We start from the raw sequence: 20,298 nt of genomic DNA, 5'->3' as shown, positions 1-20,298 counted from the left end.
TGGGGCATGAGCACCGAGAACCCGCTGAACGACCCCGCTGCCGACCCGTTCGAGGTCGCGCGCGACGCCGCTGCCGTCATCGCCGCGAAGTCCGGCATCGAGCGGCACGACATCGCCCTGACCCTCGGCTCGGGCTGGGGCAAGGCCGCCGACATCATCGGTGAGACCGTGTCCGAGATCCCGGCGGACCAGGTCCCCGGCTTCAGCGCCTCGGCCGTGCCCGGACACTCCGGCACGATCCGGTCGATCCGCCTCGCGGACGGCCGCCACGCGCTGGTCATCGGGGCCCGCACGCACTACTACGAGGGCCACGGGGTCCGTCGGGTCGTGCACAGCGTCCGCACCGCTGCGGCGACGGGTGCTTCGATCATGGTGCTGACGAACGGTGCCGGTGGCATCAAGGAGCACTGGACGCCCGGCACCCCCGTGCTCATCAGCGACCACATCAACCTGACCGCCGACAGCCCGCTCGAGGGTGCGACGTTCATCGACCTGACCGACCTGTACTCGGCCCGTCTGCGTGACGTGGCGCGGTCGGTCGACCCGTCCCTGGACGAGGGCGTCTACACGCAGTTCCGCGGCCCGCACTACGAGACCCCGGCCGAGGTGCAGATGGCGAAGACCATCGGAGGGCACATCGTCGGGATGTCCACCGCACTCGAGGCCATCGCCGCCCGTCAGGCGGGCATGGAGGTCCTCGGGTTCTCGCTCATCACGAACCTGGCGGCGGGCATCCAGAAGACGCCGCTGTCGCACACCGAGGTGCTCGAGGCGGGCAAGCAGGCCGAACCGGTGATCGCGGACCTCCTCGCCCGTGTGGTGACCGCACTCGGGCAGCCGGCCTCGTGAAGATCGACCTCGACCACGTGCTCGGGACCGCGCGGTCCTGGCTCGCGCAGGACCCCGATCCGGATACCCGCGACGAGCTCGCGGTCGCGATCGACGCCGCCGCCGACGGTTCCGGTCCGGCCGTGCAGGCCCTCGCCGCACGGTTCGGGGGACGGCTGCAGTTCGGCACCGCCGGACTCCGCGCCGAGCTCGGCTACGGTCCCCTCCGCATGAACCGGGTCGTCGTGGCCCAGGCGGCCGCAGGGCTCGCACGCTTCCTGATCGACACCGGCCGGTCGCGCAGTGTCGTCATCGGCTACGACGGCCGCGTGAACTCCGACGTCTTCGCGCGCGACTCGGCCAAGGTGATGCGCGGTCTCGGGCTCGAGGTCACGCTGCTGCCGGGTGCCCTCCCCACACCGGTGCTCGCGTTCGCCGTCCGGCACCTCGACGTCGGCGCCGGGGTGATGGTCACCGCGAGCCACAACCCGCCCCGCGACAACGGCTACAAGGTGTACCTCGGGCAGGACGACGACGGGTCGCAGATCGTGCCGCCCGTCGACGGCGAGATCGCGGACGCCATCGATGCCGTCGCCGCAGGGTCGATCACCGACCTGCCCCGGGGCACCGACTACACCGTCGCCTCGTCCGAGCTGCTCGACGCCTACGTGGCCGCCACGGCCGCGACCGTCGCCCCGCCGGCACTCGGACCCGAAGCGCAGCCGAAGGTCGTCTACACGGCGATGCACGGTGTCGGGTGGGAGACCGCGCGTGCGGTGTTCGCCGCCGCCGGGTTCGCGGAGCCGGCCGTCGTGCCGGAGCAGATCGAGCCGGACGGGGCGTTCCCGACCGTGTCGTTCCCGAACCCCGAGGAACCCGGGGCGATGGACCTGGCGACAGCGCGCGGTGTCGCCGTCGGCGCCGACCTCGTCATCGCGAACGATCCCGACGCCGACCGGCTCGCGCTCGCGATCCCGGACGGGTCCGGTTCCTTCCGGAGGCTCTCGGGCAACGAGGTCGGCTGGTTGCTCGGGTGGCGGGCTGCCGCTCGGGCGTCCGAGGCGGGGACGACCGGCACACTCGCTGCGTCGATCGTCTCGTCGCCGGCGCTGGCCCGTGTCGCCGCCCGCCACGGCCTGGAGTACCGGGACACCCTGACCGGCTTCAAGTGGGTCTCGCGGGTCCCCGGGCTGCTCTTCGGGTACGAGGAAGCGCTCGGTTACCTGGTGGACCCCGAGGTCGTGCGCGACAAGGACGGCATCTCCGCGGCGCTGTCGCTGCTGTCGTTGGCGTCGGACCTCGCCGCTGCCGGGTCGTCGATCTCCGGGCAGCTCGACGCCTTCGCCGCCGAGTTCGGGGCGTTCGCGTCGGGGCAGGTCGCGACCCGTGTGGACGACCTGTCGCGCATCGGGGAGATCATGGCGTCGCTCCGATCCACGCCGCCGACGTCGCTCGGCGGGCTGGAGGTCCTCACCGTGACGGACTACGTCGACGGGGTCGAGGGCTTCCCGCCGTCGGACATCCTGCGTTACGACCTGACCGGCGACGCACGGGTGATCGTCCGGCCGAGCGGGACCGAACCCAAGGTCAAGGTCTACATCGACACGGTCGCGGAGACCCCCGCCGAGGCGCAGCGGCTCGTCGACGCCCTGGCGAGCTCGGTCCGCCCCCTGGTGTCGTAGGGCCCCGCTCCGCCCGAACCAGGTTCCGCTCGTTCGAGCTGCGCCCCGTTGCGGGCATCGCGCCCCGACTCTTCGGGGCGCGATGCCCGCAACGGGGCGCGCTGCTCCATGGCCTGTCCACAGATCGCGCAGACCCCGCTCCTGATGGGCCGTGCGTCGCGATCATCGAAGCGTGGAACACGAACTCATCTCGACCGTCGGCCTCGCGCAGGACCCCGGTCGTGCGTCGGCGATCCGTCGCGCGGCGGATGCCGGCACCCTCGTCCGGGTGCACCGTGGCACGTACGTCGGGTCGGGCGAGTGGGCGTCCATGACGGGACGCGAACGACATCGCACGCTCGTGCGGAGTGTGGTCGCCGGCGGGAGGGGCTCCGTCGTGGTGTCACACCGGTCCGCGGTCGCCATGCTCGGACTTCCGTGGATCGGAGCGTTCGGCGAACGTGTCACGGTGACCGACCCGTCCCGCGATCGGGGCCAGGTCAAACAGAGCATCCAGCGCATCGGCAGCGCCGGCCGGCTACCGTCCTCCGTCGAGGTCGACGGCGTGCCCGTCACGACGTTGACCGAGACCGCGGTCGACGTCGCCCTTCGCGAACACCCGTGGCGTGCCATCGTCGTGCTCGACGCAGTCCTGCGACGCGGCGTCGAGCGGGCGACGCTCCTCGAAGCGCTCGGGAGTCGCCGTGCTCGCGGGCATCGACGCGCGCGGGAACTGGTCGAGTACGCGGATCCCCTCGCCGAGTCACCGGGGGAGAGCATCACACGGTGGGGTGCGCACGTGCTCGGCGCACCGGACCCGGTCCTGCAGCAGGAGTTCCGGCACGACGGCCTGCTCCGCGACCGGGTGGACCTGTGGTTCGCGGAAGCCGGGGTGATCGTCGAGTTCGACGGCCGGGTGAAGTACGACGACCCGCGGCGAGGGCGGACAGCGGCGGACGCCCTGGTCGACGAGAAGCGCCGGGAGGACCGTCTGCGCCGCCGTCGTGAGGTCAACGGCTTCGCACGGGTGATGTGGTCGGACGCGATGCCCGCGGGGCAGCTCCCGCGGATCCTGCACGATGCCGGGGTGCCGCTTGGTCCGAACTGGGGTACGGCTTGGCGTCATGCTGCGATCCGCGCCCTCTGACGGTCATCGCGCCCCGAAGAGTCGGGGCGCGATGACCACAGCGGGGCGCAACCCGGCCACAGCGGGGCGCCAACCGACTTGGCCGACCGCCCGCGGGCTACGCCAGCTCGAGCAGCACGTGGCCGGACGAGACCGTCTGGCCGACCGGGGCGTTCAGGCTCGTGACGACGCCGTCCTTGTGGGCCTGCACGGGCTGTTCCATCTTCATGGCCTCGAGCACGACGAGCAGGTCGCCCTTCACCACGGTGTCACCCTCGGCGACCGCGAGCTTCACGACGGTCGCCTGCATCGGCGACGCAACGGAGCCGCCGGACTTCGCGATGCCGCCCTTGACCGCCGACGAGCGGCGCTTCGGGGGAGCGGAGGGACCGGCGGGACGACGACCGGCAGCACCGACGGCGCCACCGCCGACGATCGACGGCATGGTGACCTCGATGCGCTTGCCCTGCACCTCGACCACGACGGAGTCGCGCGACGCCGGTGCCGGGAGCTCTTCGGGAGAGCCGCTCCACGCCGGGATCTCGTTCACGAAGTCGGTCTCGATCCACTGCGTGTACACGGAGAACGGCTCGTCGTCGGCGGTCGCGAACGCCGGGTCCGACACGACCGCGCGGTGGAAGGGGAGCACGGTCGGCAGGCCGGTCACCTCGAACTCGGCGAGTGCTCGCCGGGAACGCTCGAGCGCCTCGGCACGGGTGGCACCGGTGACGATGAGCTTCGCGAGCATCGAGTCGAACGAGCCGGAGACGACGTCGCCGGACACGACGCCGGAATCGACACGGACACCGGGGCCGGACGGCGCGTTGAACGCGTGCACGGGGCCGGGCGCGGGGAAGAAGTTGCGGCCCGGGTCCTCGCCGTTGATGCGGAACTCGAACGAGTGGCCGCGCGCGACGGGGTCGGAGTAGTCGAGCACGCCGCCCTCGGCGATGCGGAACTGCTCACGCACGAGGTCGATGCCGGTGACCTCTTCGGAGACGCAGTGCTCGACCTGCAGACGGGTGTTGACCTCGAGGAACGACACGGTGCCGTCGGCCCCGATGAGGAACTCGCAGGTGCCGGCGCCGACGTAGCCGACCTCGCGCAGGATCGCCTTCGACGATTCGTACAGCCGTTCTTCCTGCGAGGGGGTCAGGTACGGCGCGGGTGCTTCCTCGACGAGCTTCTGGTGGCGACGCTGCAGCGAGCAGTCGCGGGTGGAGACGACGACGACGTTGCCGTGCTCGTCGGCGAGGCACTGGGTCTCGACGTGGCGCGGCTTGTCGAGGTACTTCTCGACGAAGCACTCGCCCCGACCGAACGCCGCGATGGCTTCGCGCGTCGCCGACTCGAACTGCGAGGCGACCTCCTCGCGCGTCCGTGCGACCTTCAGGCCGCGGCCACCGCCACCGAAGGCCGCCTTGATGGCGACCGGCAGGCCGACCTCGTCCGCGAACGCGATGACCTCGGAGGCGTCCTTGACGGGCTCGATGGTGCCGGGGGCGAGCGGCGCTCCGACCTTCTCGGCGACGTGGCGCGCGGAGACCTTGTCGCCGAGGCGCTCGATCGAATCGGGCGACGGGCCGATCCAGGTCAGTCCGGCGTCGATGACGGCACGGGCGAAGTCGGCGTTCTCGGCCAGGAACCCGTAGCCCGGGTGCACGGCGTCTGCGCCGGACCGTCGGGCGACCGAGATGATCTTGTCGATGACGAGGTAGGTGTCGGCGCTCGTGGTGCCGTTCAGCGCGTAGGCCTCGTCGGCGAGGCGAGCGTGGAGGGCGTCACGGTCCTGGTCGGCGTAGACCGCGACCGATGCCTTGCCTGCGTCGCGGGCCGCGCGGATGATGCGGACGGCGATCTCGCCGCGGTTCGCGATGAGGACCTTGCTGATACGGGGCATGAGACATCAGCGTATTCGTGCGACGGGGGGACGAATTGACTGGCACCCACAAAGAACCACCCCGAAGAGGTGCGGATGTCTACAGTGACCAGAAGTCGTGCCAGGCGATCCCGAAGCCCCGGAGCAGCATCGAGCGCAGCACCGGCAGGGACATCCCGATCACCGCGGACGGCGCCCCGTCGATCCGCGTGATGTACGCCGCCGCCCGCCCGTCGATGGTGAACGCCCCCGCGACCTCGAGCGGCTCGCCCGTCGCCACGTACGCGTCGATCTCGTCGGCGGACACGTCGTCGGCGAACGTCAGCACCGCGCTGTCCACGGCGACCACGCGGTCCCCGCCGGCGGCCAGGGCCGATCCACCGGGCGCGACGTCCCCCAGCTCCGGCACGCCGGCAGGAGACGTCACCAGGCTGCGGACGGGAGGCACGGGGCGGGCCGCATCCGGGCCTCCCGTCCGCCCCGTTGCCGGGTCCAGGTCGCGGCGCCGGTCGACGACGCAGTGCCCACTCCACAACGTCCCGCCGCCGGCGGCGAGCATCTGCCGCCAGCGCTCCCGGGCCACGGCCGGGTCGTGCGGCTTGCCGTACAGGCGCCCGTCGACCTCGAAGGCGGAGTCGCCGCCGAACACGAAGCCGTCGACCGGCGAGCCGGCGACGTCGGCGTCCGCGACGGCCGACGCCTTGGCGACGGCGAGCAGCGACACGAGTTCCGGACCGGTCAGGTCGCGGCCGAGCGCGGCGGCCGCTGCCGCTGCTGCGGCGTCCTCGTCGACCCCGGGGGACACGAGCACGGGCTCGATCCCGGACTGGGCGAGGAGCGCTCGGCGGGCGGGGGATGTACTCGCGAGGTACAGACGCATGGGACCATCTCACCATGGGTGAATCCGTCGGAACGCTGCTCGAACTCGACGTCACCGGGATCGCCCACGGCGGCATCTCGGTGGCACGGCACGAAGGCCGGGTGGTCTTCGTCTCGGACGCGATCCCCGGGGAGCGCGTCGTCGCCCGGGTGACCGAGGACCGGAAGAAGTCGTTCTGGCGCGCCGACACGGTCAGCGTCGTCACGCCGAGCGAGCACCGCGTCGACCACGTCTGGGCCGAAGCCGCACTCGACCGCGACCCCGAGACGCGCCCGGGCGGTGCCGAGTTCGGCCACATCGCCCTCGCCCACCAGCGCACGCTGAAGCACGACGTGCTCGTCGACTCGTTCTCGCGGTTCGCGCACACGGACCTGGCGTCGGTGCTCGGCTCGGACGTCGTCGTCGAGGCCGCGCCCGGGGACGACGCGGCGAACGGTCTCGGTTGGCGCACCCGGGTCCGGCTGCACGTCGACGAGCACGGCACCGCCGGTCCGTTCGCGGCCCGTTCGCACTCCGTCATCCCCGTCACCAGCCTGCCGCTCGCGAACGACGCCGTGCAGCAGAGCGCACCGCTCGGTCGTGGGGTGATGCCCGGTTCGTCGGTCATCGACGTGCTCGCGCCGAGCGGCTCCGAGGGCGCCCGGCTCGTCATCGACGAGCAGAAGCCCACCGTGGTGACCGAGGTCGTGGGGGAGCGCACCTTCGAGGTGGACGACAACGGCTTCTGGCAGGTGCACCGTGCCGCGGCGTCGGTGCTCACCGAGGCCGTGCAGGACCTGGTCGACCGCGACCGGCTCGACCCCGAGGGCACCCACCTGGACCTGTACGGCGGTGTCGGCCTGCTGGCCGCCGCACTCGGCGACCTCGTCGGACCGAAGGCGCGCATCACGAGCGTCGAGAGCGCCGCGCGCGCGACCGAGCACGCGCAGGAGAACCTCGCCGAGTGGCTCGGCGCCCGTGCCGAGACCGGGCGGGTCGACCGCTGGCTCGCGAACACGGTGGCGAACGCCTCGCGCGCCGAGAAGGACCGGTTCGGCGCCGGCACGATCGTCCTCGACCCGCCGCGCGCCGGAGCCGGTCGGCAGGTCGTCGAGCAGATCGCGGCCCTGCAGCCGTCGCAGGTCGTGTACGTCGCCTGCGACCCCGTCGCGCTCGCCCGCGACGTCGCCACGTTCGCCGAGCTGGGGTACAAGCTCGAGGCGCTGCGGGCGTTCGACCTGTTCCCCCACACCCACCACCTGGAGGCCGTGGCGCGCCTGACGCCCGCGCGCTGACGGGGATCCACGCGGTTTCGTCCGCGTGGCGCGCCTCGTTTCCCCGGACCTGAGTCCAGCCTGGGTATCCTGGGCGCTGATGGCGAACCGGTTTCAGGGGCCGGGGACGCGCATCGGAACGAGAGGCCACAGTGGGAGCAGGAACGACAACCGCAGCCGAGACGACGGGCGCGGCCACCAGGCCGGTCCGGGTCGCGATCGTGGACGACCACGAGTCCGTGCGACTCGGGATCCAGGCGGCGTGCCAGAACGAGGGCTTCGAGGTGGTGCTCACCGCCGCGAGCGTGCCCGAGTACGTCCAGAACCTCGACGGGCGTGAGGTCGACGTCGTCGTCCTCGACCTGTCCCTCGGTGACGGTTCGACCGTGACCGAGAACGTCAAGGGTGTGCAGGGGACCGGCTCCGCCGTGCTCGTGCACTCCATCGCAGACCGCGTCGCCAACGTCCGCGAAGCACTCGCAGCAGGGGCTGCCGGTGTCATCCCGAAGTCGTCCGCCACGAAGACGGTGATGGCTGCGGTCGCCACCGTCGCCCGCGGGGACGTGCTGAACAACCTCGAGTGGGCGAGCGCGATCGACGCCGACCGGGACTTCGCGAAGGCCCAGCTCGGCCGGCGCGAGCGCGAGATCCTGCACCTGTACGCCTCGGGCCTGCCGCTCAAGCTGGCGGCGCAGCAGCTCGGCATCGGGTACTCCACGGCGCGCGAGTACCTCGACCGCATCCGCGTGAAGTACGTCGAGGTCGGTCGCCCGGCCCCGACGAAGGTCGACCTGCTGCGACGGGCGGTCGAGGACGGCATCCTCCCCGGGCTCGACTCGGGCATCGACCCCGACGGCGACGGTCGCTGAACCCGATGGTGAGCGCGGCTGAGCCGGCGTCGCGCCGGGGGACCGGCAGGCGCTCCGGCCGCGGGTCGGGCGGCGCTGGTGCGGCGTCGAGCCGGGCCGGTGGCGACCCGGTCGGCTTCGGTGACGGAGCGCCCTTCGGCGCCGACCCGTCGCGCAGCGTCCGCGCGTCGATCACGCAGGCATCGGTGGAGCGTGCCTTCGCGATCCTGCTGGCGATGACCGCGGTCGGCCTCGGCGTCGTCGACACCCCGGCGGTCCTCGCCCAGTTGCCGTACCTCGACCCGTTCTGGGGTCCGCTCGTCGCGATCGCACTCGGGGCGTCGTTCGTCCTGGTCGGGGTGTCGGCGTTCGTGCCGCGGATCGCCCAGCTCGCGCAGATCCTGTGCGCGCTCCTCTTCCTGGTCGCGCTGACGACGTGGCCGCTCACGGTGCAGGAGTCGATCCCGTCCACGCAGCAGCCGTGGCCGTGGTGGTTCTGCACCGTCGGCTCGACCGCTGCGGCGATGGGCTTCGCCACGTGGCGGGCCACGATCTACACCGCACTCGTGCCGGCGGTCTACGTGGTCCTCCGGCTCACCCCGGTCGGCGGTGACGCCGGGCTCGTCCGCGCACTGCTCGACGGCGTGTACACGGCGCTGCTCAGCGGCGCGGTGCTCGTCATCGCGGTGGTCCTGCGCCGGGCCGCCTCGTCCGTCGACACGGCGCAGTCCACCGCGGTCCGCCGCTACTCGCTCGCGATCCGTGAGCACGCGGTCGAGGTCGAGCGCGTGCAGGTCGACGCGATCGTGCACGACAGCGTGCTGACGACGCTGCTCTCCGCTGCCCGGGCCGACACGCTCGAGGCGAAGACCCTCGCCGCGCGCATGGCGCGGAACGCCATCGACCACCTCGAGGCCGCGGCGGCCGACGGCCCGGACGACGACACCCCGGTCTCGCTCGCCGACCTCCGCGACCGCATCGGCGAGGCGATCGGTGCCCTCGCGGCGCCCGTCCGGCTCGTCCCCGCCCCGTCCGGCGCGGTCCGGCTGCCGGCCTCGGTCGCCGACGCACTGGCCTCGGCTGCGCTGCAGGCCGCCGTGAACAGCGTCCAGCACGCCGGTGGGCCCGAGGTCACCCGGTGGGTGCGCGTCGAGCAGCACGACGACGGCGTGCACGTCGAGGTCGGTGACGACGGCCGCGGGTTCGACGTCGCGACGATCCCGTCCGAACGACTCGGGGTGCGGCGTTCGATCATCGAGCGGGTCGCGGCCGTCGACGGCCGGGCCGAGGTGCACACCGCCCCGGGCGAGGGCACGCGCATCGAGCTGACCTGGTCGCCTCCCACGCCGTCCGCGCCCTCGACGACCGGAGCCGCCGCATGAAGGTCTCCCTCCCCGCGAGCATCGCAATCGGCCTGGCGTCGCTGTTCTCCGTGTACCACCTGGTCCTCGCCGTCGCGTCACTGCAGCGCGTGCACGACGTCGGACCCGTCATCGCCTGCATGGTCCTCTACGCGGCGGCCACCGGCGCCGCGCTCTTCGTGCCCGGCAAGGTCCTGCCGGTCTGGACGGCGTGCTTCTCGCTCGCCACCGCGGTCGTGACGCCGCTCGTCGCGGCCCCGGTCGTCGACCTGGCGAATGGTCCGGGGACCGCCACGTGGTGGATCGCCGCCGTCGGCACGCTGATGGTCGTCCTGGTCGTCCGCGGCCGTGGCCCGTTCGCGTGGGCCGGGGTGCTCTTCCTGGCGGTGTACACCGTGGCGTGGGCCGGTCTCGACGCGCTCGGAGCGCTCGGTGTGCTCGGCAGCGTGGCCTGGGTCGCGATCGCCACGGTGTTCGCCGTGGCGATGAACCGGGCGATCCGGAACACCCGCGAACTCGTCCGTGCGGAGCAGGAGACCGCCGATTGGCAGGCGGCGCAGGACGCCCACGTCTTCGAGCGGCAGTTCCGCCTGAGCCAGACCACACGGATGGCCCTGCCGATGCTGCAGCGGATCATCGACTCGTGCGGCGACCTGGACGACGCCGACCGGGCCGAGTGCCTGCACCTCGAACAGGCCATCCGTGACGAGATCCGCGGCCGTTCCCTGCTGTCCGAGGACGTCCGCGACGAGGTCATGCGCCTGCGTCGTCGGGGTGCGACGGTGCAGCTGCACGACGACGGCGGCCTCGACGAGCTCGAGGTCGACGATGTGCGCCGCATCCACGCCCGCATCGCCGAGGCGCTCCGGCAGGCCCGCGAGGCCGACAACGTCATCGTCCGGACCGTCAGCGAGGGGTCCGACTCCGCGGTGACCGTCGTCGGGCTCAAGCTCGACACGGCGGCGAGCGAGTCCGCCGCCCTCGGAGCCGGCATGGAGGACGACGACGGCGACGAGGACGACTCGGTGGCCCTCTGGCTCGAGATCCCGCGGCACGAGCCCGCCTGAGGCGCGTTGCGCCGACCCACGCGGCGTCGTGCGCGGCGTCGTGTGCGGCGTCGTGCGCGGCGGGACGGAAGCGACAAGGTCGATGTCGTACGACATCGAGGGTGTCGCTCGTGCGCGCGCGCAACTGTTGTGTCCGCGTGCGAACGACGTCCTCGACGTCGTACGACGTCGAGGACGTCGTTCCGGGTCCGTGGGACGCGCGCGGCGGTGGACGGGCCACGTGCCGGCCGGGAGGCCCGTGGCGGCGCCGTCACGGGCCTCCCGGCCGCACCGTCGCACGCCGGGCTGGCGCCGACGGGTGACGCGACAACGCGGACGTCGTACGACGTCGGGGGTGTCGCTCGTGCGCGCGTGCAACTGGTGCAGGCGCCGGGGGACGACACTGTGGACGTCGTACGACGTCGAGGATGTCGTTCCGCATCGACGACCGACGACCAGACCGACGCGAACGCCCCCGGAAACGGGGAACGGGCCGGTCGTATCCGACCGGCCCGTTCACGACCCGAGGCTGAGCGACAACCCGAATGTCGCCCTGCCTCGCAGCGGGCGGTGGCGTCGTACCCTAGTCGGCCACCGACCTGCGATGTTCTTCGTTGAAGGACACCGAACACCAGTAACTATGCCAACCCGCAACCCTCGTGTCAGTCGTCATTATGGGGGACAAAATCGGCATTTCCGGTCCACTTGAGCGATTCGTGTCCCCCGTGCGAGGGGATACCGACCGGGAAGTGCAGCCTGCAACGGCAACCGACACGGGGACACCAGGGGTACAGCGAGGTGAGCGAGGTCAGCGAAGGTCAGCGGAGCGATCGGCCCCAGGCACCGGGGCCGTGGTCGAGCGGACGACGCAGACCGTGGGCCGACGCCTGCCACCCAGTCCGCGGCTCGTCGACGACCTCGGCCCGGCCGGCCGCTGCGGCCTCGTCGGCCTGGCGCTGCAGCACGGCGACGACCGCTGCGAGCTCCTCGGGGGTGGGCTCGCCGGAGACCACCCGGACGTCGGCCACCGATGCCGGCTCGTCCGTGGGGACCGGAGCTGCGTGACGGCCCATCAGAGGGGGATGTTCCCGTGCTTCTTGGGCGGCAGCGTGGCGCGCTTGCCGCGCAGTGCGCGCAGGGCCTTGATGACCGAGACGCGGGTGGCGTGCGGCTGGATGATCCCGTCGAGCTCACCGCGCTCGGCAGCCAGGTACGGCGACGCGACGTTGTAGGTGTACTCGTTCGCGAGCTTCGTGCGGACCGCTGCGACGTCCTCGCCGGACTCCTCGGCACGCTTGATCTCGGCGCGGTACAGGATGTTGACGGCGCCCTGTCCGCCCATGACGGCGATCTCGGCGGTCGGCCAGGCCAGGTTGATGTCGGCGCCGAGCTGCTTCGACCCCATGACGATGTACGCGCCGCCGTAGGCCTTGCGCGTGATCACGGTGACGAGCGGCACGGTGGCCTCGGCGTAGGCGTACAGGAGCTTCGCGCCGCGGCGGATGACCCCGGTCCACTCCTGGTCGGTGCCGGGCAGGTAGCCGGGGACGTCGACCAGGGTCAGGATCGGGATGCCGAACGCGTCGCAGAACCGCACGAAGCGGGCCGCCTTCTCGCCGGCGTCGATGTTCAGCGTGCCGGCCATGGCCTGCGGCTGGTTCGCGATGATGCCGACGGTCCGGCCCTCGACCCGGCCGAAGCCGATCAGGATGTTCGGCGCGAACAGCGGCTGGACCTCGAGGAACTCGCCGTCGTCGACGATGTGCTCGATGATCGTGGTGACGTCGTACGGCTGGTTCGTCGAGTCGGGGATGACGACGTCGAGCTCGTGGTCGGCGTCGGTGGTCTCGAGCTCCGGGGCGACGTCGTAGGCGGGGGCGTCGGACAGGTTGTTGTCCGGCAGGAACCCGATGAGCGAGCGCGCGTAGTCGAGCGCGTCGGTCTCGTCCTCGGCCAGGTAGTGGGCGACACCGGAGACCGCGTTGTGGGTCTGCGCGCCACCGAGCTCCTCGAAGCCGACGTCCTCGCCCGTGACGGTCTTGATGACGTCGGGGCCGGTGACGAACATGTGGCTGGTCTTGTCGACCATGATCACGAAGTCGGTGAGCGCGGGGGAGTAGACCGCACCGCCGGCTGCCGGGCCCATCACGATGGACAGCTGCGGGATGACACCCGACGCCTGGGTGTTGAGGCGGAAGATCTCGCCGTACTTGCCGAGCGCGACCACGCCCTCCTGGATCCGGGCGCCGCCGGAGTCGAGGATGCCGATGATCGGCACGCCGGTCTTCAGCGCGTGCTGCATGACCTTGATGATCTTCTCGCCGGCGACCTCGCCGAGCGACCCGCCGAAGACGGTGAAGTCCTGGGCGTACACGGCGACGTTGCGGCCGTGGATCGTGCCGACGCCGGTGACGACCGCGTCGCCGTAGGGGCGCTTGGCGTCCATGCCGAACGAGGTGGTGCGGTGGCGGACGAACTCGTCGAACTCCACGAAGGAGTTCTCGTCGAGCAGCTGCTCGATGCGTTCGCGCGCGGTGCCCTTGCCCTTGGCGTGCTGCTTGGCGATCGCGGACTCGCCCGCGGCGGTCACGGCCTCGTGGTACCGCTCACGGAGGTCGGCCAGCCGGCCGGCCGTCGTCGAGAGATCGGGGGTGTCTCCTGAAGTCACCCGCTCACCCTACCGGCGGCGGGGTCGGGGCCGGTTGGAGGACCCCCACGGTTCCTGCCCGTACATTTGCGTGCATGTCCACATCCCCGTCGCCGTCGTTCCCCGTCACCAGCGAGGCGGTCCGGTCGGCGGGCGCGACCCTCACCGTCCCCGACGAGACCGGCTCCACGAACGCCGACCTGCTCGCCGCGGCACCCGCGCAGCAGCACGGCAGCGTGGTCGCGACGCTCCACCAGACCTCGGGTCGTGGGCGTCTGGACCGCACGTGGAGTGCTCCCGACGGCGAAGCGTTGGCCGCGAGCCTGCTCGTGCGCGCCGACCTCGCGGACCACGACCGCGGCTGGCTGCCCCTGGTCGCCGGCGCCGCCATGCGCGACGCGATCGCCCGGGTGCTGCCCGCCGGCGCCGACGTCGCCGTCAAGTGGCCGAACGACGTCCAGGTCGCCGGCGACAAGGTGTGCGGCATCCTCTGCCAGGTCGCGTCCGACGGCAGCGTCGTCGTCGGCGCCGGCGTGAACCTCACGATCCCCGCCGACCGTCTGCCGACCCCGACGTCGACGTCGCTGCGCGTCGCCGGCGCGGTCGACGACGCTCCCGCCCTGGCCGACGCGGTCCTGTCCGCCTTCCGGGCCGCCGTCCTGGAGGCCGTGACCACCCTGGTCACGGGTGGTCCCGCCGCCGAGACGGTCCGGTCCCACGTCCGTGCCGCGTGCGGCACGATCGGTCGCCGCATCCGCCTCGAGCTGCCCGACGGCTCCGTCGAGGAAGCGGACGCCACCGGCATCGACGACGAGGGCCGCATCACGATCCGGGATCGAGCGGGCGCCTCCAGGGGCGTCGCCGTGGGGGACATCACCCACCTGCGGTATGCATGACGGCATGACCGCCGAGCCGCCGCCCGAACGCGTCGTCGCTCGCCTGCGACCACACGCTCGTCGACTCGTGCGCCCGGCGGTGTTCGTCGTGCTGGTCGTGGTCGCCGGCGGGTTCGGGTTCGGCGTGTTCCAGGCGCAGCTGGCATGGCTGAACGCCGTCGTCGCCGCACTCGTCGTGGTGCTCGTGGTGTTCGGCGGTGCCGTGCCGCTGTTCCGGTGGATGTCCGAGCGGTACGTCGTCACGACCCGGCGGCTCGTGGTCGTGCACGGGCTCGGTACACGGACCCGGCGCGAGCTCCTGCACTCCCGCGGGTACGACGTGACGGTGCGCCGGCGCGGGCTCCAGGGAGTGTTCCGCTCCGGTGACGTCCTGGTGTTCCCGGGCGACGACCCCGCCGTGGTGCTCGCCGACGTGCCGCACGCCGACCTGGTGGTGGCCGTGCTGCACGACCTGGTCGAGGCCCACGAGGCCCGGCGACGCCACCGCGAGCCGGACTGGGACGAGATCGTCGGCGGCCCGGACCGACCGCCGTGGGGCGACGTCCGAGCCTGACGCCGCCGCGACACCCTGGGCCGCTCGGTGCTGGAACTCCCACGAGAAACCGGTACCTTCTTCGTCGTGCGTATCTCTGTCATCGGCTGCGGGTACCTCGGTGCCGTGCACGCCGCCTCCATGGCCAAGCTCGGACACGAGGTCGTCGCCGTCGACGTCGACCCGACGAAGATCGAGCGGCTCGCCGCCGGCGAGGCCCCCTTCTTCGAGCCCGGACTCCCGGAGATCCTGACCGAGGCGCTCGCCTCCGGCCGGATCCGCTTCACCACCGACATGGCCGAGGTCGCCGGTGCCCGCGTGCACTTCCTCGCCGTCGGGACGCCGCAGAGCCCGACCGGCGCCGCGGACCTGACGTACGTCGACGCCGCTGTGGCCGCGCTCACCCCGTACCTGTCCGCCGGCGAGTTCGTCGTCGGCAAGTCGACCGTCCCGGTCGGCACCGCTGCGCGCCTCGCCGCCGAGGTGTCCGAGGCCGTGCCCGGGGCGACGCTCGTCTGGAACCCCGAGTTCCTCCGCGAGGGCTTCGCCGTGCAGGACACCATCAGCCCGGACCGCTTCGTCTACGGCGTCCCGGACGGTGCCGCCGGACAGGCCGCCGTCGACGCCCTCGACGAGGTCTACGCCGAGGCGCTCTCCACCGGCACGCCCCGACTCGTCGTCAACCTGCCCACCGCCGAGCTCGTCAAGATCAGCGCGAACGCGTTCCTCGCCACGAAGATCTCGTTCATCAACTCGATGGCCGAGATCGCCGAGGTCGCCGGTGCCGACGTCACCGCGCTCGCCGACGCCATCGGCCACGACGCCCGCATCGGCCGCAAGTTCCTGAACGCCGGCCTCGGCTTCGGTGGCGGCTGCCTGCCGAAGGACATCCGCGCGTTCCAGGCCCGGGCGAACGAGCTCGGCGTCGGGGAGTCCCTCGCGTTCCTGGCCGACGTCGACGCCACGAACCTGCGTCGTCGTGCGCACGTCGTCGAGCTCGCGCAGGAGCTGCTCGGCGGGGCCGTCACCGGCAAGCGCGTCGCGGTGCTCGGTCTGGCCTTCAAGCCGAACTCGGACGACGTCCGTGACTCGCCGGCCCTCGACATCGCCGCACGCCTGCACGAGCTCGGCGCCACGGTGTCCGCCTACGACCCCGAGGCCGTCGTCACCGCCCGCCGCGTGCACCCGGAGCTCGACTTCGTCGAGACCGCGGCGGACGCGCTGTCCGGCGCCGACCTGGTCCTCGTGCTGACCGAGTGGACGGAGTTCCGCGAGCTCGACGCGACCACGGCGGCGTCCCTGGTGTCGAGCCCGGTCGTCATCGACGGCCGCAACTGCCTCGACCGCGACGCGTGGACCGCCGCCGGCTTCACGTACCGCGGCATGGGACGCTGACGTCGCCTGACGTGCAGCAGCGCACCCGGCGCTCGGACCGCATCCGCGCCCTGCTCACCGCGGGGTTCTGCGGCCGGGACTGGGCGACACCGGTCGTGCTCGCGGCGACGCTGCTCGCCCTGACGGCGTCGGTGGCGCGGACGTTCTCGTCGATGCCGCTCGCGAGCGTGGACGAGTCGGCGCACGTCGACTACGTGCTGCGGGTCTGGCACGGGCAGCTCCCGGTCCTGTCCGACGGCATCCGGTTCCGTCCGGGGTTCGGCGGGACCCCGCCCGTGCAGTGGGTCGCGCAGCACCCGCCGCTCTTCTACCTGCTGCTCGCACCGGTGGTGGGGCCGCTCGTCGACGCCGGGCACCCGGTGCAGGCCGTGGTGCTCGGTCGTCTGGTGAACGCCGTGTTCGTGGCGGCGATCGTGCCGGTCGCCGCGTGGGCGGCTGGCCGCTGCTTCCCCGGGGTCGTCCGGCTGCCGGCCACCGTGGCCGTCGTCACCGCGTCGACGAGCGTCCTCGTAGTGCAGGGCGGCGTCGTGTACAACGACTCGCTCGCAGCGTTGACCTGCGCGCTGGCGTGCGGCGTCGCGGGCGCAGCGCTCCGGTCCGGCGTCGGCCCGGGGCTCGCCGTCGGTGGCGCCTTCGTGGCCGCCTCCGGCGCGACAACCCGCCTGTCGTTCGCCCTCTGGCTCGTGGCGATCGTCGTCGCGTTCGCGCTGGCCCGCACGGTCCGGTTCGGCCGGCTCCGCGGTACCTGGGCCCGCGTCGCCGTCACGGCGGTCCCGGTGCTGGCGGCCGCAGCCGCCTCCGGGTGGTTCTGGCTGCGGAACGAGGCACTGACCGGGTCGTTCAGCGGCCGACCGACGGCCTGGCCCGGGTACACGCCGCGACCGCACTACTCCGAGGCCGAGGTCGTCTCGATGCTCGGGTTCTGGCGGCAGCTCTTCGCGCTGTACCGCGGGTCGTTGCCGATCGCGAGCCCGCTGCCGTGGGTGCTCCTGCTCGTCCCGGTGCTGCTGTTCGTCGCGGCCCTCGTGCTGCGGCGCCTCCAGCCCTGGGCGCCCGCCGACGACGACCGGTGGCCGCGCCGCCTCGTGGTCGCGATGCTCGTGGTGGTCACGCTGCTGTTCGTCGTCGTCGAGATCCGCTACACCGCCGGGGGCGGCGCGCCGCTCAACCGCTACACGCTCACGGTGCTGCTGCCGATCGTGTTCGCGATGGCGGCCGGCTTCCTCGCCTGGCGTCGCGCGGCAACCGTGCTCGTGCTGGTCTGGGGCGCCGTCGCGTTCGTGCCGACGTGGTCGCTCCTGCGGTTCGAGGGCTCGGACCTCGTCGAGCACTCCGGCACCGTCGTCGTGCTCGCGTTCGGGGCGGCGGTCGTCTGCGCCGCCGCGATGCTGGTGACCTACGCGATGGCCGCGCGCAGCACCGCCCGGTAGCGCTCGCCGATCCGCTCGGTCGAGAACTCCGCCGCCGAGACGACGGCCTGCTCCTGGTAGCGCGCCCGTGCGGCATCGTCGGTGAGCACGCGCTGCAGGGCTGCCCGGAGCGCAGGGACATCGCCCGGGGGCACGAGGACGCCGGACACGTCGTCCCGCACGACGTCGCGGATGCCGGGCAGGTCACTCGCGACGATCGCTGCACCGACGGCAGCAGCCTCGAGCAGGGTGACCGGCAGTCCCTCTTGATCGCCGTTCGCCGCCGGGATCGACGGCACCGCCACGACGGTGGCCGATGCCAGGGTCTCGAGCACCTCGGTGCGTCCGCGCTGACCGAGGAACGTCACGGGCAGTCCGGCGGCCTGCTGCTCGAGCTGGGCCCGGTAGGGGCCGTCACCGACCACGGTGAGCCGCCACGGCACGTCGTCGCCGAGTCCCCGGAGGGCCTCGATCAGGTTGCCGAAGCCCTTCTTCTCGACCAGCCGGCCGACCGCCACGACGTGGTGCTCCTGGGCGGGGACGCGGGCGCGGGTGTCGCGGGCCGGGCCGAGGTCGACGCCCATCGGGATCACGGTGGACCGGGCCTCGGGCACGCCCCACTCGGTCAACCGTTCACGCATCTCGGAGTTCACGGTCGTGACGTGCGCCGAACGGCCGAACACCCAGCGCTTCAGGCGGACCAGGGGAGCGGCACGGAGCGCGTAGATGTCGCCTCCGTGGGTCGTGACGACGACGGGCACGCCCGGGGCCGCCAGTGTCGCGACCAGGGCCTGCGGGATGGCCCAGTGCGCGTGGATGACGTCGGGCTTCGCGGAGCGGACCACACGGCGGACCGCGAACCACTGCGCGAGCACCAGCGCCGGCACCTGCACGATGCGTGACCGGCGTTCCTTGAGGTTGTCGAGGATCGCGCCGTCGGCCAGGTCCTCGAACGCCTTCGGGAAGTACGGGAAGCGCCGGACGCCGACGTCGCCGATGCGTTCGGTGGTGGCGCCGCCGGGTACGCGCGGGGTGAGCACCATCGTGTCGAACTCGAGTGCCTCCTGGTGGGCGAGGTCGAGCACGAACGCCGGCACGCCGTCGTCCGGACGGGCCGGGAACGTCGAGCCGAGGACGAGCAGGCGGGGACGGGCGGAGGGGGTGGGGCGGGACATCGTGCCTTTCCGGGGGTCGCGGGGGACGGTCCGGTAGGCTCTCCACCCGTGCGCGTTCTGATCCACAATAGCGATTCGCCCCACAACCGCGGGGACCGGGCGATCCTCGCCGGCAACGTCGAGCTGGTCCGCCGGCGGTGGCCCGACGCCGAGATCGTCTCCCTGTCGCAGTACCCCGAGCGGGACGCCGCGTGGTTCGGGATCCGGTTCCTGCCGGTCTCGCCGTACAGCACCGGCATCGGCGACCTGTTCGCCCTGCTGCGTGCCGCACGCGGCGCCGACGTCGTCCTGTGGGGTGGCGGCGAGATCCTGAAGGACTACACGAACAAGCTCGGCCTCGTGTACTGGTTCGGCAAGATGCTGCTGGTCCGCGCGGTCAACAAGAACCTGGTCGGGGCCTTCCAGGGCATCGGCCCGACGACCGCCGGCGTGAGCAAGCGCCTGATCCGCGCCACCGTCGACCTGTGCCGCTCGTTCGCCGTGCGCGACGACGAGTCCCGCGAGAAGCTCCTGGCGTGGGGCGTCCGCACACCGATCGTGTCGTCGTTCGACCCGGCCGTCGTCGGGACCGTCACCGCGCCCGACGCCGACGTCCTCGAACGCCTCGAGCGCACCACCGGCCTGACCGCCGAGCGCCTCGAGGGCTCGATCGGCTTCGGGGTCCGCCGCTGGTTCCACTACAAGCGCAGTGGCTGGATCCCGTTCCGCTTCCTGCCGAAGCGCTTCCGGCAGACCGGCGTCGACAGCGACAAGCTCGTCACGTACCGCCAGGCCGTCGCGGACCTGGCCGACCGCGTCATCGACCGCTGGGACGCCGACGTCGTGTTCTACCCGATGCACATGGAGGCCTCCGAGGGCGACGCCGCCTTCGCCCGCGAGGTCATCGCCCTCATGCGGCACGCCGACCGCACCCACGTCGTCGAGGCCGACGAGTTCTCGCCGTCCGAGTACGCGGGGCTGATGTCGCGCAGCCGGCTGTTCCTGGCGAGCCGCCTGCACTCCGCGATCGTCGCGACCATCGCCGGCGTCCCCGCCGCGGTGCTCTACTACGTCGACAAGGGCCGGCTGTTCTTCGAGCAGATGGGTCAGCAGGAGTTCTCGAAGCCGATCGAGGCGGCGCTCGAGCCGAGCTTCGTCGACGACGTGACGGCGCAGCTCGAGCGGCTCGACGCGGACCGCGACGCGGTCCGCGCGCAGCTCGCCGAGGGCGTGGCCCGGATGGCGACCGCGCTCGACGCCGACTTCGCCGAGGCGACCCGCGACGTCCGCTGACACCGGCGGCTCGCGATCGTGAGCCGACGACGGACGGGAGGCCCGTGGCGACACCGCCACGGGCCTCCCGTCCGCCCGGGCGAAGCTCGC

The 20,298-nt window shown here is 72.4% G+C and carries 17 protein-coding genes; 12 read left to right on the top strand and 5 right to left on the bottom strand.

Annotated features, from left to right (window positions below; all coding sequences use genetic code 11):
• The first annotated feature begins 6 nt into the window (after positions 1 to 6).
• The 3 genes from EDF63_RS14560 to EDF63_RS14550 all read left to right on the top strand — a co-directional run bounded on the left by EDF63_RS14560 (position 7) and on the right by EDF63_RS14550 (position 3,636).
• Positions 7 to 849 (top strand): purine-nucleoside phosphorylase, encoded by an 843-nt coding sequence (locus EDF63_RS14560; protein ID WP_123313754.1) that lies wholly within the window; start codon positions 7 to 9, stop codon positions 847 to 849.
• A complete protein-coding gene (locus EDF63_RS14555; protein WP_123313753.1) occupies positions 846 to 2,510 on the top strand; it encodes a phospho-sugar mutase in 1,665 nt (554 codons plus the stop codon). The genes EDF63_RS14560 and EDF63_RS14555 overlap by 4 nt, the downstream gene beginning before the upstream one ends.
• A 172-nt stretch (positions 2,511 to 2,682) precedes the next feature.
• Positions 2,683 to 3,636: a hypothetical protein gene (locus EDF63_RS14550; protein WP_123313752.1), complete on the top strand. Its 954-nt coding sequence runs from the start codon at positions 2,683 to 2,685 to the stop codon at positions 3,634 to 3,636.
• Positions 3,637 to 3,733: 97 nt separating this feature from the next.
• On the opposite strand, the gene EDF63_RS14545 is transcribed toward EDF63_RS14550, so the two are convergent.
• Together EDF63_RS14545 and EDF63_RS14540 are read right to left on the bottom strand one after the other, a co-directional pair.
• The gene (locus tag EDF63_RS14545) at positions 3,734 to 5,515 is read right to left on the bottom strand and encodes a biotin carboxylase N-terminal domain-containing protein (RefSeq protein ID WP_123313751.1); all 1,782 of its coding nucleotides are present in this window, start codon (positions 5,513 to 5,515) and stop codon (positions 3,734 to 3,736) included.
• A 79-nt stretch (positions 5,516 to 5,594) separates the two neighbouring features.
• Positions 5,595 to 6,374 (bottom strand): nucleoside triphosphate pyrophosphatase, encoded by a 780-nt coding sequence (locus EDF63_RS14540; protein ID WP_123313750.1) that lies wholly within the window; start codon positions 6,372 to 6,374, stop codon positions 5,595 to 5,597.
• Between the two features lie 14 nt (positions 6,375 to 6,388).
• Between EDF63_RS14540 and EDF63_RS14535 the strand changes: the two genes are divergently transcribed.
• The 4 genes from EDF63_RS14535 (at position 6,389) to EDF63_RS14520 (ending at position 10,903) form a co-directional block, all read left to right on the top strand.
• Positions 6,389 to 7,648 (top strand): class I SAM-dependent RNA methyltransferase, encoded by a 1,260-nt coding sequence (locus EDF63_RS14535; RefSeq protein WP_123313749.1) that lies wholly within the window; start codon positions 6,389 to 6,391, stop codon positions 7,646 to 7,648.
• 131 nt (positions 7,649 to 7,779) lie between these two features.
• Positions 7,780 to 8,496 (top strand): response regulator transcription factor, encoded by a 717-nt coding sequence (locus tag EDF63_RS14530; RefSeq protein ID WP_123313748.1) that lies wholly within the window; start codon positions 7,780 to 7,782, stop codon positions 8,494 to 8,496.
• A gap of 5 nt (positions 8,497 to 8,501) precedes the next feature.
• Complete coding sequence (locus tag EDF63_RS14525) at positions 8,502 to 9,857, top strand: sensor histidine kinase (protein WP_123313747.1); 1,356 nt, start codon at positions 8,502 to 8,504, stop codon at positions 9,855 to 9,857.
• Entirely contained in the window at positions 9,854 to 10,903 is a 1,050-nt protein-coding gene (locus EDF63_RS14520) for a hypothetical protein (protein ID WP_123313746.1), read from the top strand. Before EDF63_RS14525 ends, EDF63_RS14520 begins: the two co-directional genes overlap by 4 nt.
• Before the next feature lie 797 nt (positions 10,904 to 11,700).
• Here EDF63_RS14520 and EDF63_RS14515 read toward each other — a convergent pair.
• Entirely contained in the window at positions 11,701 to 11,955 is a 255-nt protein-coding gene (locus EDF63_RS14515; RefSeq protein WP_123313745.1) for an acyl-CoA carboxylase subunit epsilon, read from the bottom strand.
• Positions 11,955 to 13,550 (bottom strand): acyl-CoA carboxylase subunit beta, encoded by a 1,596-nt coding sequence (locus EDF63_RS14510; RefSeq protein WP_123313744.1) that lies wholly within the window; start codon positions 13,548 to 13,550, stop codon positions 11,955 to 11,957. Before EDF63_RS14510 ends, EDF63_RS14515 begins: the two co-directional genes overlap by 1 nt.
• A 74-nt stretch (positions 13,551 to 13,624) precedes the next feature.
• Here EDF63_RS14510 and EDF63_RS14505 point away from each other — a divergent pair, with 74 nt between their 5' ends.
• From EDF63_RS14505 to EDF63_RS14490, 4 genes are all read left to right on the top strand, one after another.
• Positions 13,625 to 14,425, top strand: coding sequence for a biotin--[acetyl-CoA-carboxylase] ligase (locus tag EDF63_RS14505; RefSeq protein WP_123313743.1), 801 nt, complete (start codon positions 13,625 to 13,627; stop codon positions 14,423 to 14,425).
• 4 nt (positions 14,426 to 14,429) lie between these two features.
• Complete coding sequence (locus EDF63_RS14500) at positions 14,430 to 14,978, top strand: PH domain-containing protein (RefSeq protein ID WP_123313742.1); 549 nt, start codon at positions 14,430 to 14,432, stop codon at positions 14,976 to 14,978.
• A gap of 66 nt (positions 14,979 to 15,044) precedes the next feature.
• Positions 15,045 to 16,352, top strand: coding sequence for a UDP-glucose/GDP-mannose dehydrogenase family protein (locus EDF63_RS14495; protein ID WP_123313741.1), 1,308 nt, complete (start codon positions 15,045 to 15,047; stop codon positions 16,350 to 16,352).
• Positions 16,353 to 16,363: 11 nt separating this feature from the next.
• Positions 16,364 to 17,782: a hypothetical protein gene (locus tag EDF63_RS14490; RefSeq protein ID WP_123313740.1), complete on the top strand. Its 1,419-nt coding sequence runs from the start codon at positions 16,364 to 16,366 to the stop codon at positions 17,780 to 17,782.
• Here EDF63_RS14490 and EDF63_RS14485 read toward each other — a convergent pair.
• Positions 17,749 to 18,936, bottom strand: a complete 1,188-nt coding sequence (locus EDF63_RS14485) for a glycosyltransferase (RefSeq protein ID WP_123313739.1) — start codon at positions 18,934 to 18,936, stop codon at positions 17,749 to 17,751. The genes EDF63_RS14490 and EDF63_RS14485 overlap by 34 nt on opposite strands.
• Positions 18,937 to 18,984: 48 nt before the next feature.
• Between EDF63_RS14485 and EDF63_RS14480 the strand changes: the two genes are divergently transcribed.
• Positions 18,985 to 20,208, top strand: a complete 1,224-nt coding sequence (locus tag EDF63_RS14480; protein ID WP_185021443.1) for a polysaccharide pyruvyl transferase family protein — start codon at positions 18,985 to 18,987, stop codon at positions 20,206 to 20,208.
• Positions 20,209 to 20,298: the final 90 nt, after the last annotated feature.

The organism is Curtobacterium sp. JUb34 (genome assembly GCF_003755065.1).
Lineage (GTDB): Bacteria > Actinomycetota > Actinomycetes > Actinomycetales > Microbacteriaceae > Curtobacterium.
This window is presented reverse-complemented; position numbering and strand designations above follow the sequence as displayed.

Excerpts from the sequence above, each read along its gene's own strand:
- EDF63_RS14560 (WP_123313754.1), top strand. The coding sequence starts at position 7 with ATGAGCACCGAGAACCCGCTGAACGACCCCGCTGCCGACCCGTTCGAG.
- EDF63_RS14545 (WP_123313751.1), bottom strand. The coding sequence starts at position 5,515 with ATGCCCCGTATCAGCAAGGTCCTCATCGCGAACCGCGGCGAGATCGCC.
- EDF63_RS14540 (WP_123313750.1), bottom strand. The coding sequence starts at position 6,374 with ATGCGTCTGTACCTCGCGAGTACATCCCCCGCCCGCCGAGCGCTCCTC.
- EDF63_RS14535 (WP_123313749.1), top strand. The coding sequence starts at position 6,389 with ATGGGTGAATCCGTCGGAACGCTGCTCGAACTCGACGTCACCGGGATC.
- EDF63_RS14525 (WP_123313747.1), top strand. The coding sequence starts at position 8,502 with ATGGTGAGCGCGGCTGAGCCGGCGTCGCGCCGGGGGACCGGCAGGCGC.
- EDF63_RS14520 (WP_123313746.1), top strand. The coding sequence starts at position 9,854 with ATGAAGGTCTCCCTCCCCGCGAGCATCGCAATCGGCCTGGCGTCGCTG.
- EDF63_RS14515 (WP_123313745.1), bottom strand. The coding sequence starts at position 11,955 with ATGGGCCGTCACGCAGCTCCGGTCCCCACGGACGAGCCGGCATCGGTG.
- EDF63_RS14505 (WP_123313743.1), top strand. The coding sequence starts at position 13,625 with ATGTCCACATCCCCGTCGCCGTCGTTCCCCGTCACCAGCGAGGCGGTC.
- EDF63_RS14500 (WP_123313742.1), top strand. The coding sequence starts at position 14,430 with ATGACCGCCGAGCCGCCGCCCGAACGCGTCGTCGCTCGCCTGCGACCA.
- EDF63_RS14485 (WP_123313739.1), bottom strand. The coding sequence starts at position 18,936 with ATGTCCCGCCCCACCCCCTCCGCCCGTCCCCGCCTGCTCGTCCTCGGC.